The sequence below is a fragment of the Pseudoduganella sp. jia 12 genome, from assembly GCF_055502675.1.
This window is the reverse complement of the sequence record NZ_JBUXKP010000018.1, coordinates 29,920-44,391: the sequence shown is the minus strand read 5'-3', so window position 1 is coordinate 44,391 and position 14,472 is coordinate 29,920. Positions and strand designations below refer to the sequence as shown.

The 14,472-nt window shown below is 68.5% G+C and carries 9 protein-coding genes; 1 reads left to right on the top strand and 8 read right to left on the bottom strand.

Features of this window, described 5'->3' with window-relative positions:
- Positions 1-158: 158 nt before the first annotated feature.
- Positions 159-494 (top strand): hypothetical protein, encoded by a 336-nt coding sequence (locus tag ACY65G_RS28515; protein ID WP_465000657.1) that lies wholly within the window; start codon positions 159-161, stop codon positions 492-494.
- Positions 495-560: 66 nt separating this feature from the next.
- Here the strand turns inward: ACY65G_RS28515 and cysM are convergent, their stop codons facing one another.
- The 8 genes from cysM to ACY65G_RS28475 all read right to left on the bottom strand — a co-directional run bounded on the left by cysM (position 561) and on the right by ACY65G_RS28475 (position 14,462).
- Entirely contained in the window at positions 561-1,463 is a 903-nt protein-coding gene (cysM, locus tag ACY65G_RS28510) for a cysteine synthase CysM (protein WP_465000656.1), read from the bottom strand.
- Positions 1,464-1,603: 140 nt separating this feature from the next.
- Complete coding sequence (locus ACY65G_RS28505) at positions 1,604-2,671, bottom strand: ABC transporter ATP-binding protein (RefSeq protein ID WP_465000655.1); 1,068 nt, start codon at positions 2,669-2,671, stop codon at positions 1,604-1,606.
- A 3-nt stretch (positions 2,672-2,674) separates the two neighbouring features.
- The gene (locus tag ACY65G_RS28500) at positions 2,675-6,562 is read right to left on the bottom strand and encodes a GH36-type glycosyl hydrolase domain-containing protein (protein WP_465000654.1); all 3,888 of its coding nucleotides are present in this window, start codon (positions 6,560-6,562) and stop codon (positions 2,675-2,677) included.
- A gap of 179 nt (positions 6,563-6,741) precedes the next feature.
- Complete coding sequence (locus tag ACY65G_RS28495) at positions 6,742-10,104, bottom strand: discoidin domain-containing protein (RefSeq protein ID WP_465000653.1); 3,363 nt, start codon at positions 10,102-10,104, stop codon at positions 6,742-6,744.
- On the bottom strand, positions 10,101-10,910 hold the full coding sequence (locus ACY65G_RS28490) for a carbohydrate ABC transporter permease (RefSeq protein ID WP_465000652.1): 810 nt from the start codon (positions 10,908-10,910) through the stop codon (positions 10,101-10,103). Before ACY65G_RS28490 ends, ACY65G_RS28495 begins: the two co-directional genes overlap by 4 nt.
- Positions 10,907-11,794, bottom strand: coding sequence for a carbohydrate ABC transporter permease (locus tag ACY65G_RS28485; protein WP_465000651.1), 888 nt, complete (start codon positions 11,792-11,794; stop codon positions 10,907-10,909). The genes ACY65G_RS28490 and ACY65G_RS28485 overlap by 4 nt, the downstream gene beginning before the upstream one ends.
- The gene (locus ACY65G_RS28480) at positions 11,791-13,071 is read right to left on the bottom strand and encodes a sugar ABC transporter substrate-binding protein (RefSeq protein WP_465000650.1); all 1,281 of its coding nucleotides are present in this window, start codon (positions 13,069-13,071) and stop codon (positions 11,791-11,793) included. The genes ACY65G_RS28485 and ACY65G_RS28480 overlap by 4 nt, the downstream gene beginning before the upstream one ends.
- A complete protein-coding gene (locus ACY65G_RS28475) occupies positions 13,068-14,462 on the bottom strand; it encodes a glucoamylase family protein (protein WP_465000649.1) in 1,395 nt (464 codons plus the stop codon). The genes ACY65G_RS28480 and ACY65G_RS28475 overlap by 4 nt, the downstream gene beginning before the upstream one ends.
- Between the last annotated feature and the right edge of the window lie 10 nt (positions 14,463-14,472).

The following is a 14,472-nucleotide window of genomic DNA, read 5'->3' as shown; positions in this document are numbered from 1 at the left end:
TACAATTGTGTATATATTATGAAACTTGTTATCCCGGAATCGTGTGCCGATCGTTCCTCCTCGAAGAAGAACTTTGCATGAACTCCGAGTGATTCACTTTGCAGGACAAACTTTACAGAAGGAACAGACGCATCATGACAAACCAAGTCGGCATTGATATGAACAACGATTCGGACGGCGATGATCTGCTGCAGTACAACCCGAACCGTCTGCTGGACACGCTGATCGAAAACCTGCGCCTGAAAAACGACGCCGCGTTGTCCCGCGCACTCGAGGTCGCACCGCCGGTCATCAGCAAGATCCGCCACCACCGCCTGCCGGTCGGCGCTTCGCTGCTGATCCGCATGCACGAGGTGAGCGATCTGTCGATCCGCGACCTGCGTTACCTGATGGGCGACCGCCGCAACAAGTTCCGCATCAGCGACAAGCAGTTCAAGCCGAAGGAAGGCGAAACGCCGGCGGCAAACAACTCGAACAACAACAGCAACAGCTGATGTGAAAAAAGCCGGGGCAACCCGGCTTTTTTCATGGTCGGCGCCGCTTGTGCGCCGAACTCCCCCTCAGGCCGGGAAGACCCCGGTCGACAGGTAGCGGTCGCCCCGGTCGCAGACGATGAACACGATCGTCGCGTTCTCCACGGTTTGCGAGATACGCAGCGCGATCTCGCAGGCGCCGGCCGCGGAAATGCCGCAGAAGATGCCCTCTTCCGCCGCCAGGCGGCGCGCCATGCGCTCGGCCGCGGCTTGCGACACGGATTCCACCTGGTCCACGCGGGCCTTGTCGAAGATCTTCGGCAGGTACGCTTCCGGCCACTTGCGGATGCCCGGGATCGACGAGCCGTCTTCCGGCTGGGCGCCGATGATGCGCACGTCCGGATTCTGTTCCTTCAGGTATTGCGACACGCCCATGATCGTGCCCGTCGTGCCCATCGCCGACACGAAATGCGTGATCCGGCCTTCGGTGTCGCGCCAGATTTCCGGGCCGGTCGATTCATAGTGCGCGCGGGGATTGTCGCCGTTGGCGAACTGGTCGAGGATGATGCCCTTGCCGTCGCGCTGCATCTGCTCGGCCAGGTCGCGGGCGTATTCCATGCCGCCCGTCTTCGGCGTCAGCACGATCTGCGCGCCGTACGCGGCCATGCTCTGCCGGCGTTCCTCGGACAGGTTCTCCGGCATCAGCAGGATCATCCTGTAGCCGCGGATCGCCGCCGCCATCGCCAGGGCGATGCCGGTATTGCCGCTGGTGGCTTCGATCAGCGTATCGCCCGGCTTGATGTCGCCGCGTTCCTCGGCCCGCCGCAGCATCGACATCGCCGCCCGGTCCTTCACGGAGCCGGCCGGGTTGTCGCCTTCCAGCTTGCCCAGGATGATATTGTTGCGCGCTGCCGCTTCCGCGCCAGGCAGGCGCACCAGCTGGACCAGCGGCGTGTTGCCGATCGTGTCGGCAATAGTTTTGTAGGCCATGCGTTCGCTTCTTTTCTTCACCAAAAGAGCCATTCTAGCCCGGTTGCCGTCCGGCCGCTCGCCGCGGCCCCACGGCCCAGCCCGTGTCCCCGTGCCAGGCAGCCGGATGCCAGTCCGGCAACACGGGCTCGACAGATTTGCTAACGCCGGGCCTTGCCGTCGCTGTCGAACAGGTGCCAGCACTGCGGGGCGGCGCCGAGGGTGGCGCGCTGGCCGGGGTGCCATGTGCTGTTGCTGTCGGCGCGGGCGACGAGGGCTTCGCCGGAACTCTCCGTTTGCAGGTAGACGAAGCTGAAGTCGCCCAGCAGTTCCACGTTCTGCACCACGGCGACGAGGCCCTCGCCGCCCTCGCGCAGCACCACGTTTTCCGAGCGCAGGCCGAGCGTGACGGGCGCACCGGCGGCAAGGCCCGCGGCCACGGGCAGCGCGATGGTGCCGCCGGCGGCCAGCGTGATGGCGCCGTTGCCGTCGGCCGCGCCGCGCAGGAAGTTCATCGCCGGCGATCCCATGAAACCGGCGACAAACAGGTTGTCGGGCCGGTTGTACAGGTCCAGCGGCGCGCCCACCTGCTCGACCTTCCCGCCGCGCAGCACGACGATGCGGTCGGCCAGCGTCATCGCCTCCACCTGGTCGTGCGTCACGTAGACCATCGTGCTTTTCAAGGTGCGGTGCAGGTTCTTCAGTTCGATGCGCATCTGCACGCGCAGCGCCGCGTCCAGGTTCGACAGGGGCTCGTCGAACAGGAACACTTCGGGATGCCGCACGATCGCGCGGCCGATCGCCACGCGCTGGCGCTGCCCGCCGGACAATTCCTTCGGTTTGCGCTCCAGCAGCGCCTCGATGCGCAGGCTGGCGGCGGCGGCCAGCACCTTGTCGCGGATCGTGGCGGCCGGCGTGCCGGCCAGCTTCAACGCGAACGCCATGTTGTCATACACCGTCATGTGCGGATACAGCGCATAGCTCTGGAACACCATCGCGATGCCACGCTGCGCCGGCGGCACGTTCGTCATGTCGCGGCCGCCGATCGCGATCGTGCCGTCATCCGGCTCCTCCAGCCCGCAGATCGTGCGCAGCAGGGTCGACTTGCCGCACCCGGACGGCCCGACGAACACGATGAACTCACCGTCGCCGATATCGAGATCGATCCCGTGCAGGATCGTGGTTTCCGCGAAACGCTTGCGCACGCCGCGAATCTTCAGGTCCGCCATCTTCTACGCTCCTCCCAGCAGGATGTGCACGCCGTGCGGGCCGCCATCCCGCACCAGCGGAATGCGCGCGACGCCGTCGGCGATATTCAACGGTAATCCGTCCAGCGTAACATCGATCACCTTTGCCGCGGTCCCGTTTGGATTGCGCACCGTGACATCGTAGGAACCACCGCCCGGCAGCTCGTAGTGCACGTGGAATTCCGGCCAGTCGTCGGGAATGCGCGGCGCGACCACCAGCGTGTCGCCGTTCTCGATCGTGCAGCCCAGCACGGACTCCAGGCCGACGCGGAACATCCACCCGGCCGATCCCGTGTACCACGTCCAGCCGCCGCGGCCCACGTGGGGCGCGGCGCCGTACACGTCCGCCGCCACCACGTAGGGCTCCACCTTGTACACATCGGCCGATGCCGTGTCGAGCGCATGGCTGACGGGCGACAGCATGCGCAGCAGCCGCGCGGCGCGGTCGCGGCGCCCCGCCTCGGCCAGCGCCCGCACGGCCCAGCAGGCCGCGTGCGTGTACTGGCCGCCGTTCTCGCGCACGCCCGCGACATAGCCCTTGATGTAGCCAGGGTCGTGCGGCGTATCGACGAACGGCGGCGTGAGCAGCCGGACCAGCTTGTCGTCCTCGGAAACGAGCTGCGCTTCCATCGCGTCCAGCGCCTGCCGCGCGCGGTCCGGCGGTGCCGCTGCCGAGATCACCGCCCAGGCCTGCGCCAGCGCATCGATGCGGCACTCGTCGCTGTCCTTCGAGCCCAGCGGCGTACCATCGTCGTAGTAGGCGCGGCGGTACCACTCGCCATCCCAGCCCGCCTCGTTGACGGCCCGCTGCAGGTGCGCCAGGTGGTCGGTATAGGCCTTCACGCGCGCGGTATCGCGCCGCTGTTCGCAGAACGGCAGGAAATCGCGCAGGATGCGCACCAGGAAAAAGCCCATCCACACGCTTTCACCGCGCCCCTCGCGGCCCACGCGGTTCATGCCGTCGTTCCAGTCGCCGGTGCCCATCAGCGGCAGGCCGTGCGCACCGACCGCCAGCGAGCGGTCCAGTGCGCGGCAGCAGTGTTCGTAGATGTCCGCATCGGTGCCGGCGGGCGCGGGCGCCAGGTATGCCTCGTCTTCGCCTTCTTCCAGCTGGCGCGCGGCGAGGAACGGCGCCACCTCGTCCAGCACGCCCGCGTCGCCGGTGGTCTGCACGTAGAACGCGGCGATGTACGGCAGCCAGCACAGGTCATCCGAAAAGCGCGTGCGCAAGCCCTGCTCCATGGGCGCCGGATGCCACCAGTGCAGCACGTCGCCCTCCTCGAACTGGTGCGCCGCGTGCAGCAGGATCTGCTCGCGCGCCAGGTCGGGCCGCGCATACACCAGCGCGGAAGAATCCTGCAGCTGGTCGCGGAAACCGAACGCGCCACCGGACTGGTAGAACGCCGAGCGGCCCCAGATCCGGCAAGCCAGGTTCTGGTACATGAGCCAGCCGTTCATCACCAGGTCCAGTTCCTTCACCGGCGTGTCGATGCGCACCGCGCCCAGCGTGGCGCGCCAGAAATCGACCACTTCTTCCAGCGCGGCCTGCGCGGCGCCCGGCGCCCGGTAGCGCCGTACCAGTTCCAGGGCCGTGTCGCGTGCCTGCGTCTCGCCCAAGAGAAAGAGGCAGCTGACGGCCTGGCCGGGCGCCAGGTCGTGGACGGCCTGGAACGCGGCACAGGGATCGAGGCCGGCACCGGTCGCATGGTCGAGGGCCGGCACGGCCAGCCCCGCTGGCCGGTTGGGCGCGCCGTGCCGGCCAAGGAAGGCCGCGCGGTCGGCCGTGAAATGCGTGACCTGCGCGCCGGGCGCCACGACGGCCGCGAACGTGACCCCGTCGGCAAACACGCCGGCCTGCGCATTCGTGGCCAGCAGGGCACCGGTACCCGCATCGTGTTCGGTGACGACATGGCAGCAGCTGTCGGCCGGCGTGCCGCCCAATACCAGGTGCTGGCACGAATACAGCGACACGCGCCGCGGCTGCACACCGTCATTGGTGACCGTCAGCCGCACGATCTTCACGGGGTCGTGGCGCGGCACGAACACGATGGTTTCCTGCCGCAGGCCGTGGCTGGCATGGTCGAAGCGGCTGTAGCCGAAACCGTGCGCCGCTTCGTAAGGTGCCGCGGCGGGCACCGGGCCGGGCAATGGCGACCAGAAGTCGCCCGTATCCTCGTCGCGCACGTACAGGGCCTCGCCGTGCGGATCGGCCACCGGATCGTTGTGCCACGGTGTCAGGCGGTGGACGCGGCTGTTGCGGCTCCATGTGTTGCCGGCGCCGCCATCGCTGACCAGGCAGCCGAAGCGTTCGTTCGAGATCGCGTTGGTCCATGCCAGCGGCGGGCGGCGCAATCCATGCGCGTGGCGGTCCCAGTCCATGCGGATCACGTATTCGTTGCCGGTGGCGTTGAAGCCGCCATAGCCATTGAAGAACTGCAGTTCCGGCCGTGCTTCACCGCGCGGCGGCGCCGAACCATGTTCCACCGGGGGCACCGGCACATGGTACTGGGGCGGCACCGACGCGTACCCGTCGGGCCGCGACAGCGCCGGCAGCTTGCCGCGCACGACGAGGTGCGCGGTGCGCTCGAAGCGGGCCAAGTCGTCCGCCGCGAAATCCGCCGTGCGCCGCACCAGCAGGCCCTGCTCGACGGCGGTGCCGTTGCCATGCTCGTCCATCACGAGCATGTTCAGGTTCAGGCCCTTGGCCTGCCAGAACCGTCGCGCGGAAAGCAGCGCCTGCAGCATCAGGTCGTCCGGCCCCGCGGTGTGCACGATGGCGAGGCGGCCATCCGGCAGCCCGTACCGCGAGGTGTCGGGCGGTGCCGCATCCTGCGTGCCGCCCGGTTCACGCGCCCGCGCCGCCGACTGGCCATACAGCACGGCGGCGGCAAGCTGGTGGTAGTACTCGGCCTGCGCGGCCGGCAAGCCGACCTGCCCCAGCAGCACCGTCTCGCGCAGCTGCGCATCGCCGAGGATCGCCGGCACGTTCATGCCCGGCAGGTCGGCGGCCAGCGCCAGCGCCTCGGCGCGGGTGGGCGCGGTGCCGAGCATGAACACGAGCCGGGCCTGCTCGCCGATGCCCAGCGCCAGCGTGCGGCGCAGGGCCATCGCCGGGTCCAGCACGTTGCCGGCGGTACCGGACAACGCTTCCCGGTCGAGGCCCTGCGGATGCCATGGTCCGCGGCCGCGGCCCATGAAACGCGCCCGGTCCGTCTCGAACTGCGGCTCGGTGCCCCCCAGTGCCGCATTCACCATCCACAGGCCCCGCTCGTTGGCGCCACGCGGCCGGCGGTGCGCCAGCAAGGCATCCGTCGCCGCATCGTGTTCGGTCTGCACGAACAGCTTGGAAAATGCCGGGTGCGCCGCCTCGTCGGCCTGCCGGGCCAGCACCACTTCCAGGTAGCCCGTCAGCTCGATGAGCCGCGACCTTCCGGAAAGGTTCGTGACGATGACCGTGCGCAGCTCCACATCCCTGTCCGGGTGCACCACCACTTCCATGCGGGCGAGGATACCGTGGGCCGACACCTCCAGCCACATGCTGGCAAGGCCGGCGCCAGCGGCGCGCTGCAGGTCGGGATCCTGCCCCGCGCATGGCTGGGCGCCGATCGACCACAGGTCATGCGTTTCGGCGTCGCGCAGGTAGAAGAACCAGCCGTCGGTATCGGCCACGCGGTCGCCGTTCCAGCGCGTCAGCGCGATGTCGCCGGCACGGGTGAAGCCGCTGCCCGATTCCGTGATCAGCGTGCTCAGGCGGCCGTTCGACAGCAGCCGAGCATTTGGCTGCAGATGCGTGGGCTGCAGATGCGTGGGCGGCAGGGACGCCGCGCCCGCGCTGGTGCCGGCGGTGTTCGTGGTAAAGGCAGGGGTTGCCATAATGTTCCCTCACTTCCTCTGGTTCAGGCAGGCGCCGTCATTGGCGCCTGCATTGGCGGCGATGTTCGTGTGCGGCCGGGCGACCGTCAGGGCTTGTCCGGCAGCGACCTTACCATGCTCCGGGACGGCCCGACGCGCCGCTCGGGCGTGGCAGCGGACCGCCAGTCGAACGGGTTCGTTCATCGTGGCGGCTCCCCGTCCGGGAGTTCGATGGCCAGCGTGGCAGGCACCGCGCGGATCGTGACGGCGCCATCCTTGACCTGGACACGCCGGCCATCGAGCAGTGCGGCACCGGGCTTGCCGGGATACGGCCAGCGCAGCACGATGCCGCCCGGCGGGATCGCCAGCCCGGCCTCGACGTGCAGCACCAGCCGGCCGCCGGCACGGCGCAGGCTGTAGCCGAGCAGGCCGTACGGCGTGCGCAGCCGGCGGATCGCGATGCCGTCGCCGTCCAGCCACGCCGGCGGGATGCCTTCGGCCAGCAGCAGCGCGTGCTCGGGCTCGCGCTCGTAGGCGAACGCATCGAGCGCGGCGCGCATGAAGTCCGATGAAATCCACCCATGCGGCATGTCGCCCAGGAAGCGCGGTGTGCGCGGTTCGCGGCCGACCACCTCGGCCCACTGGTTCCAGGCGCGGGGGCGCTGGTCCGCGTAGAACCAGTCGAGGAGCTCATGTGCCCTGTCGCGCCAGCCCAGCCGCACGAACGCGCTGACGTTGCGCAGTTCGTAGGGCGTGTAATCGTCCCACGCCTTCTGTCCGTCGCGCCGCGCGGTGAAGAAGTCCCAGTACTTGCGATAGGTGTTGTCCAGCAGGCGGCGCGGCATGTGCTGCTGCTCACCGCCCGGTGTCAGCGCGATGGTCGTCGACGTGGGGTCGAAGTCGCCCAGTTCGGCCGCGCCGGGCAGGTAATCGATGCCGTGCAACGCGGTCGCGGCAGCCAGCGACGCATACAGGTCGCGGCGGAATCCGTCGCGCTGCCGCGCCAGCCGGCGCGCATCGTCGCGGCGATCCAGCGCCGTGGCGATCGCCACCGCATCCTTGTAGCCGCGCAGCGCCCAGAAGTCGTCCCAGTACGAATGCATGGGCTTCTCGGAATAGCCTTCGTGGCTGATCGAGGCCGGCATCAGGCCATACAGCGGCGTGCCCCGCTGCGCGGCGGTGCGTTCGGACTGCCGCAGCATCTCCATGTAGCGCACGGCGGCATCGATGCGCGGCCACAAGGCTTGCAGCGCGGCCCTGTCGCGCGTGTAGCGGTACAGCTCGGCCGCCAGGAAAATGAATTCGCCATGGCTGTCGTTCTCCGGCACCGGGTCGGCGCCCCGGTGGTCGACGCAGCACGGCACCTTGCCGTTGGCGAACTGGTACGGCGCATACCACTGCAGGTAATCGGCGGCGACCTCCGGCATGCCCATGCGAAGCAGCGCCTCGGACATCATCGCGCCATCGCGGATCCACGAACGCAGGTAGGACCGCGTGCCGGGCTGGATCGCGGGGCCGTCGCGCGTCATCAGGATATGCGCCAGCGACGAGCGCAGCGTATCCGCCATGTGCTGTCCTTCCGGCGGCACTCGCAGTTCCACGCCGTTCAGACGCGCCCGCCAGTCGTCCGCCACCTGCGCCAGCTTGCGGTCGAGCCAGTCGCTATCCATGCTCGAGCCCGTGTCCCCGTGCCAGGGAGGAGTGATGCCTGGCAGGGCATCACCGTTTCGCAGGCAAGGAGCAGTGCTCCTTGAAACCCCTGCTTCACCACCAGGACACGGACTCAACAGCAAATTTCCCTGCGAAGAAGAAGCAGTGCTCTGCATGGTTGGAATAGTTGAGCTCGTGTCCTCGTGCCAGGCACCGGGACACGGGCTCAGGCAAGGAGGAGTGCTCCTTGAAACCCCTGCTTCACCACCGGGACACGGGCTCGTCAATGGTGCGACGACGCCGATGACGGCGCTGCCGCGTGCGGGCAGCCGGACTTTCCAGCGCAGCGTGCCGGATGCCATGCCGGCCTCGTCGCGCACGGCGCGGGCGGTGCCGCCGCCTTCGAAAGGCAGCAGGCCGGCATCGAACGACGACAGCGCCACGGCATCGGGCGCGCGCAGCGGGATGAACCGGCTGGCGCCGACAGCGAGCGCGGTGCCATCCCAGGCGATCTCGCGGACCGGCGCGAAGCCGCCCGGCGTGTTCAGGAACTGGCGCGGCGCGTTGACCTGGAACGGCCGCGCGGCCAGCACGAGCTCGAGTTCCTGCGGCACATCGCGCAGGTTGCGCAGCTCATAGCGGGCGAGCAGTTGCGACGCCTCGCGCGTACCGGCCGCCGCCGCGGTCGTCGTCAGCGTCCAGCCGGGTGCGCGCCAGTGCACCGACGGTATCGGCAGGTAGCCATCGCGCAGCGACTGCGTGACATCGACGTCGGCCCAGCCATGCAGGCGGCCGTCGGCCAGCACGAACGGTTCCAGCGACGGGCCGCCGCGCGCCGGTTCGATGGCGCCATCTTCCGACAGCAGCGCACCGTAGCGCGCCCCGCCATCGACGCCCACCAGCGTCCAGTAAGGTTGCTGGCCGGAGAAGCCGCGCGGATACCACCCTTTCGGCGCCGTGGCCGCCAGCGCATCGATGAACGCGTTCGGCGTGGCACCGAAGGCCAGGTCTTTCAGCTCCACTTCGGCCAGCGCGTAACTTTGCGCCGGCCCGTCCTGCGCCAGCACACGGAGGTAGCGCGCCTCGGATTCCGTCAACAGCAGCGCATCGCTGCCGCCATTGCCGTCGCGGACGGCGCGCACGGCTTGCCACGTTTGCCCATCCGTCGACAGCGCCACGTCGTAGCGGCTGGCGTGCCGCCCGGGCAGCCAGTGCAGCACGATGCCGCCGAACTCGCGCACGGCGCCCAGGTCCACGGTCAGCTGCCGGCGCCCCGCATTCGCGATCCAGGCCGTATCGCGCCGGCCGTCGACCGCCAGCGCGGCCGGCGCGGACGATGCAGTGGCCTCGGCCTGCAATGCCGGCCACGATGCGGGCGGCGGCGGCAAGGCACGCAGCGCCAGTTCGTCCAGGTAGATGGCACCCTTGCCGCCGCTGCCGGCGCTGACGACGAATTCGATCCGGTCGGCACGCCGCAGCGTGCGGTCCTTCGTGGGGCCCCATGCGAAGGCTACCTGCCGCTTCCTGAACCGCACCTGCTTCCAGCCCTCGGGGAACACGTAGTCGGGCAGCCGGTACCACCAGACATTGTCGCCGGAAGCATCGGTGAGCTTGAATTCCAGGTGGTTCGACGGCGCCTCGGCCTTCACCATGAACGAGATCTCGTAGTTGTCCGGCAGGTCGAGCGGCAGCGCGCGGCGCGCAAACGCATAGCCGCCCTTGCCGCCGAAGTCGAAGTCGAGCCGCAGCGCCTGGCCCTTGTAGCCGGGCACGGAGGCCGCCCGCGCCACGACGCCGTCGGAACCCTGCGCCTGCCATGGCGCCAGCGTGTCAAAGCCGTCGAGCAGTAGCGGCCCGGACTGCGCGCCCGCCAGCGCGGGCACCAGCAGCAGTGCGGCAAGCAGGCTCCTCATCCTTTCACGCTCCCCACCAGCAAGCCCTGGATGTAGTAGCGCTGCAGCCCCAGGAACAGCAGCAGCACGGGCGCGATCGTCAGCACGGCGCCGGCCATCATCAGTTCGTTGTCCTGCACGTGCTCGCGCGAGAGCGAAGCCAGCGCCACGGGCAGCGTATACAGCTCGCTGTCGGTCAGCACGATCAGCGGCCACATGAAGTCGTTCCACGTGCCGAGGAAGGTGAAGACCGCCAGCGTCACGAGGATCGGCGCCAGCAGCGGCAGCACGATCGCGCGGAAGATGCGCCACTCCCCTGCCCCGTCCATGCGCGCCGCTTCGAGCAGGGCATCGGGAATCGACAGCGCATACTGGCGCACGAGGAAGATGCCGAACACGGACGCGAGCGCCGGCACCAGCACGGCGCCGTAGGTGTTGACGAGCCCGAGGTGCTTCAGCAGCAGGAACAGGGGCAGCATCGCCACCTGGGCGGGCACCACGAGGGCGCCGAGCAGCGCGCGGAAGATGCGGTCGCGGCCGCGGAAGCGCAGCTTGGCGAACGCATAGCCGGCGGTCACGTTGAAGGCCAGCGACAGCACGGTCGCGCCGGTGGACAGCAGCAGGCTGTTGAACAGGTAGCGCCCGATGCCGGCGTGGGCGAACAATTCCCGGTAGTTGGCCAGCGTGGCCCGGGCCGGCACCAGCGGCGGCGGGAACGCGCTGGCCTCGCCGGGCCGCATCAGCGACACGGCCACCATCCACACGAGCGGAAACACGGCCAGCAGGCCAGCCAGCACCATCGCGGCGTTGAGCAGGATCTTCCTCATGCGTCGATCCCTTTCGCCACGCGCAGTTGCAGCAGCGTGATGGCGAACATGATCGCGAACAGCACGAACGCCACCGCCGATGCCACGCCCAGGTTCCACCACTTGAAGCCCTGCTCGTACATGAAGTACAACACGCTGACCGTGCTTTGCACGGGGCCGCCCTGCGTCATCACGTACGGTTCCGCGAACAGCTGGAAGTAGCCCGACATCGACAGGATGCTGACCATCAGCAGCGTGGGGCCCAGCATCGGCCACGTCACCCAGCGGAATGCCGCCCAGGCGCCGGCACCATCGAGGTCGGCCGCTTCGTACAAGTCGCGCGGGATGCTCTGCAGGCCGGCCAGCAGGATGATCATGTTGTAGCCGAAGTTCTTCCAGACGGCGAACAGGATGATGGCCGGCATCGCCCAGTCCGGATCGCCCAGCCAGTCCACCGGGTCGATGCCGAACCACGACAGCGCATAATTCAGCATGCCGTAGCGCGTGTGCAGCACATAGCGCCAGATCACGGCCACGGCGACGAGCGACGTGACGACCGGCGCGAAATACGCGGTGCGGAACAGCGCCTTCAGGCCCGTGACGCGCGAGTTCAGCAACAGTGCCGCGCCCAGCGATGCGGCGATCGACAGCGGCACGCCGACGATCACAAAGTAGAACGTGTTGCCCAGCGCGCGCCAGAACAGCGGCGTTTGCAGCAGTTCGATGTAGTTGCGCAGGCCGACGAAGCGCAGGTTGCCGATATCGGCCAGCGCATAGATGTCGAAATCCGTCAGGCTCATCGCCAGCGCGGCCAGCACCGGCAGAAAGAAGAACACGCCGATCGCCAGCAGCGCCGGTGCCACGAAGCACCATGCCGCCCTTTGCGTCGTGGCGCTGCCCATCATGCGCGTGCCTTCCGGTCCAGCATCCAGCGCCGCTTCTCCAGGATGCGGTCCGTCCTCGCATCCAGCTCGATGGCGGCGGCCTCCACGCCGATGCCGCCATGCGCCACCCGCTCGCCCATGACGCGCAGTTCGGCCAGGATGCTTTCCCATTCCGGCACGCGCGGCTCGGGCCGCACGTTTTCCAGCTGCAGTCGGAACGCCCGCGCCGGCGGGTCCCCGGCCAGCCGCGGATCGTTCCAGTTCGCGCGGCGCGGCGGCAGGTTGCCGGTCAGCGCATTGAACTTCGCCGCCGTGTCCACCCGCGACAGGAATTCGACGAGCTGCCATGCCGCTTCCTTGTGGCGCGAACTGCTGGCCACCGCCAGGCTGGAACCGCCGGCCAGCGATGCTGCCGGCCCGCGCGGCCCGGGCAGCAGCGCCGTGGCCCATGTGTGCTGCCGCTCGGGCGCGACGCGGCGCCGGAACTCGCCGATGTTCCAGGGACCGGAGATGTAGAACGACACATACTCCGTGCCGAACTCGTGGTAGATGTTCGACACCCGTTCCAGCGGCGCCAGCCCTTCGCGGTACATGGCCGCATACATCGCGAGCGCACGGCGGAACGACGCGCTGCGGAAGTTGCCATAGCGGCCGCCGTCGCGCAGCAGTTCTTCCGGCTGCTGCAGCGCCAGGACCAGCAGCGGCGCGAATTCCTCGTGCGGCAGCAGGATCGCGTATTTGTCCGGTCCCACGAGCTTCTTCACCGCCCGCATGGCCTGCATCCAGCCATCCCACGTGGCCGGCATGGCCGGATAGCCGGCGCGCGCCAGCAGCTCGCGGTTGTAGAACATCACGCGCGTGTCGACATACCACGGCACGCCATACAGCCGCCCATCGATCACGTTGGTGTTCCAGATACCTTCGAAGTAGTCCTTCGGGTCCAGCGCGGGCGATGCGGCCACGCGCGCGTCGAGCGGTTCGATCGCGCGCAACGCCGCCAGCTCCGCCACCCACGTGTTCCCGAGCTGGAACAGGTCCGGCATCGCGTCGCCCGCAAACGCCGTCAACAGCTTCTGGTGCGCCGCCGTCCACGGCAGCTGCTGCACGGCCACCTTCACCCCCGGATGCAGCCGCTCGAATTCCGGGACCAGCGCCGTCACGACTTCGCCTTCTCGTCCCATCGCCCAGAATTTCAGGACGGTATCGCCATTGCCTTCCTGCCGCGTGCAGGCCGGCAGGCTCGCCGCGATGCCGGCGGCAAGCACGCTGCGCAACGCGGTGCGGCGCCCTTCCCTCACTTGTCGAGCCACCCGCCGGTGAAGCCGGCGCGGATCAAGCCCGTGCGGATGGCGGGATTGGTGCGCATGACGCGCCACACGAAATCGTTGCGATGGTTTTCCGTCATCGCCAGGATCGGGCCCTGGTCGATGCCCAGGTAGTCGCCCGCCACCCAGCCCTTGCCGGGCACGACCCTGCCATGCTGGAGCGTCGTCTTGAACGCGAAGCTGGGATTGAACGCATCGAGGAAACCATAGCGGCCGTAGAGGAAGTCGCCGTAGCGCTCCTTCATCGCCACCACGGCGGGAATCGTGATCTCCGGTGCGAACGGCAGCGAGCCCGCGACGGCCGTGGGCGCCAGCGTGCAATCGTCGTAGTGCCGCAGGCCGCCCATGCCGCGCGCCGCATAGCTGCGGAACGGAATGGGTTGCCCTTTCCATTCGAAGGTCCTGTCGACCGGGCCGTCGCTGGCGGTCAGGCCCCAGATATCGGCGCCGTACCCCTCGCACTTCAGCGGATTGGCGATCGCGTAATCGCGCTGGGCATACGTGGCCCGGCGGCTGTTCTCGAAATAATCGAAGCCCTTGCCCTTCATGTACTCGTCGCGGATGCCGCGGAAGTCGATCCACACATGGCTGTACTGGTGCACGAACAGCGATGGAAACGTCAGGTGCGGCCTGTCGTATGGCGCATCCCAGCTGCGGTCATACGTGCTGGTCCACGCCTTCCACGCTTCGGGGCCCAGCGCATGCTCCGGCTTCGGCGAACCCAGCGCCAGCACATACAGCAGCATCGCCTCGTTGTAGCCCTTCCAGTCGTACCTGATGAAACCTTGCTCCGGGCGCCAGCCCAGCGACACCGCGGGCGCATTGGCCGATGCCCATTTCCAGTCGACCCGCGCGTAGATCTCGGCGGCCAGGCGGCGGATCTCCACTTCATCGGCCTCCTCGCGGTCGAAGTACGATTGCGCGAACAGGGCGCCGGCCAGGAACAGGGCCGTGTCGATCGTCGACAGCTCCACGTTGCCGTAGCGCTGGCCCGTCTTCATGTCGAGGAAGTGGTAGAAGAAACCCTTGTGGCCGGACATGCCCGTCCGTGCGTCGCCCTGCGGCGCGTTGCGGAAAAAGCGCAGCGTGGCCAGCGTGCGCTCCCTGGCCTGCGCCCGCGTGACGTAGCCGCGCTCGACGCCGATCGGATACGCCGTCAGGCCGAAGCCGACAGCGGCCACGCTGGAGAACGACGGCGTCGGGTGGCGGTCGGGCACCAGGCCGTTGGCGGGATTCGCCGTCTCCCAGAAGTAGCGGAACGTGCGCTCCTGCAGGTCGTCGAACATCGGCGGCAGCGTGTTGGCCGCCATGGCGGGCGCGGTCAATGCGCCCGCCAGCAGCAGGGCGAGGAAAGTGCGAAGCATCGCCGCCTCC

What these genes read in the sequence shown, in the direction of transcription:
- ACY65G_RS28490 (WP_465000652.1), bottom strand. Translation starts at nt 10,910, where the DNA reads ATGAGGAAGATCCTGCTCAACGCCGCGATGGTGCTGGCTGGCCTGCTG.
- ACY65G_RS28505 (WP_465000655.1), bottom strand. Translation starts at nt 2,671, where the DNA reads ATGGCGGACCTGAAGATTCGCGGCGTGCGCAAGCGTTTCGCGGAAACC.
- ACY65G_RS28515 (WP_465000657.1), top strand. Translation starts at nt 159, where the DNA reads ATGAACAACGATTCGGACGGCGATGATCTGCTGCAGTACAACCCGAAC.
- ACY65G_RS28475 (WP_465000649.1), bottom strand. Translation starts at nt 14,462, where the DNA reads ATGCTTCGCACTTTCCTCGCCCTGCTGCTGGCGGGCGCATTGACCGCG.
- ACY65G_RS28485 (WP_465000651.1), bottom strand. Translation starts at nt 11,794, where the DNA reads ATGATGGGCAGCGCCACGACGCAAAGGGCGGCATGGTGCTTCGTGGCA.
- cysM (WP_465000656.1), bottom strand. Translation starts at nt 1,463, where the DNA reads ATGGCCTACAAAACTATTGCCGACACGATCGGCAACACGCCGCTGGTC.
- ACY65G_RS28500 (WP_465000654.1), bottom strand. Translation starts at nt 6,562, where the DNA reads ATGGCAACCCCTGCCTTTACCACGAACACCGCCGGCACCAGCGCGGGC.
- ACY65G_RS28495 (WP_465000653.1), bottom strand. Translation starts at nt 10,104, where the DNA reads ATGAGGAGCCTGCTTGCCGCACTGCTGCTGGTGCCCGCGCTGGCGGGC.